1 rRNA gene is annotated in these 1,973 nt (G+C 52.9%); it reads right to left on the reverse strand.

The annotated features are described in order from the left end of the window. Positions 1 to 10: 10 nt before the first annotated feature. A 16S ribosomal RNA gene (locus tag EV700_RS00935) occupies positions 11 to 1,535 on the reverse strand. Positions 1,536 to 1,973 lie beyond the last annotated feature (438 nt).

Consider the following 1,973-nt stretch of genomic DNA (forward strand, 5'->3'; position numbering starts at 1 on the left):
ACGCTTTCGTTAAGGAGGTGATCCAGCCGCAGGTTCCCCTACGGCTACCTTGTTACGACTTCACCCCAGTCATCGACCACACCGTGGTAACCGCCCTCCCGAAGGTTAAGCTAGCTACTTCTGGTGCAATAGACTCCCATGGTGTGACGGGCGGTGTGTACAAGGCCCGGGAACGTATTCACCGCAGCATTCTGATCTGCGATTACTAGCGATTCCGACTTCATGGAGTCGAGTTGCAGACTCCAATCTGGACTACGATCGGTTTTTTGAGATTAGCGAGGCCTCGCGGCTTAGCAACCCTTTGTACCGACCATTGTAGTACGTGTGTAGCCCTGGCCGTAAGGGCCATGATGACTTGACGTCGTCCCCGCCTTCCTCCGGTTTGTCACCGGCAGTCTCCTTAGAGTTCCCACCATTACGTGCTGGCAACTAAGGACAAGGGTTGCGCTCGTTGCGGGACTTAACCCAACATCTCACGACACGAGCTGACGACAGCCATGCAGCACCTGTATTCCGATTCCCGAAGGCACCCCCGCATCTCTGCAGGGTTCCGGATATGTCAAGGCCAGGTAAGGTTCTTCGCGTTGCATCGAATTAAACCACATACTCCACCGCTTGTGCGGGCCCCCGTCAATTCATTTGAGTTTTAACCTTGCGGCCGTACTCCCCAGGCGGTCAACTTATCGCGTTAGCTGCGCCACTAAAGACTCAAGGTCCCCAACGGCTAGTTGACATCGTTTACGGCATGGACTACCAGGGTATCTAATCCTGTTTGCTCCCCATGCTTTCGCACCTCAGCGTCAGTGTTAGGCCAGAAGGCTGCCTTCGCCATCGGTATTCCTCCAGATCTCTACGCATTTCACCGCTACACCTGGAATTCTACCTTCCTCTCCCACACTCTAGTCAGCCAGTATCGGATGCCGTGCCCAGGTTGAGCCCGGGGATTTCACATCCGACTTAACAAACCGCCTACGCGCGCTTTACGCCCAGTAATTCCGATTAACGCTTGCACCCTCTGTATTACCGCGGCTGCTGGCACAGAGTTAGCCGGTGCTTATTCTGCGGGTAACGTCAACACTCAGGGGTATTAGCCCCGAGCACTTCCTCCCCGCTTAAAGTGCTTTACAACCCGAAGGCCTTCTTCACACACGCGGCATGGCTGGATCAGGCTTTCGCCCATTGTCCAATATTCCCCACTGCTGCCTCCCGTAGGAGTCTGGACCGTGTCTCAGTTCCAGTGTGGCTGATCATCCTCTCAGACCAGCTACGGATCGTCGCCTTGGTGAGCCTTTACCCCACCAACTAGCTAATCCGACCTGGGCTCATCTATTAGCGCAAGGCCCGAAGGTCCCCTGCTTTCTCCCGTAGGACGTATGCGGTATTAGCGTTCCTTTCGGAACGTTATCCCCCACTAATAGGCAGATTCCCAGGCATTCCTCACCCGTTCGCCGCTAAGACCGAAGTCTCCGCTCGACTTGCATGTGTTAAGCCTGCCGCCAGCGTTCAATCTGAGCCATGATCAAACTCTTCAGTTTAATCCAACATGTGCATTTATTTCGAAACACACAAAATCTTGGCTCAATGGAATTAAAAAAACGCTCACATTGAATTGCGAGTATTTTCTACCATTGAAATATTTGCATATTCACAACGGCAAAAATCCACACAAATTGTCTATCAATCTGTTAAAGAACACCCCGGTCGTCATCCGATCCGGTTAATCTCTTTCCGATTCGCTACGCTAGCAGCGCTTCGGAGGTCGATCATTTTACAGCATTTTTCGCTACCGTCAAGCTTTATTTTCAGCTTCGTGCGCTTCGCGCCACCCGCCTACTCCTTCACCTGACTACCTACCCCCACCTCAGCGTTAAGCTTTCGTGACAGCAGGCCGCGCATTCTACTGCATCTTCGCACCGTGTCAAGCCTCTTGTTCGTTCGTAACGAACCAGAACCTCAAGACCCGAAAACAACAC

This window comes from Fluviicoccus keumensis (assembly GCF_004217445.1).
GTDB classification, from domain to species: domain Bacteria; phylum Pseudomonadota; class Gammaproteobacteria; order Pseudomonadales; family Moraxellaceae; genus Fluviicoccus; species Fluviicoccus keumensis.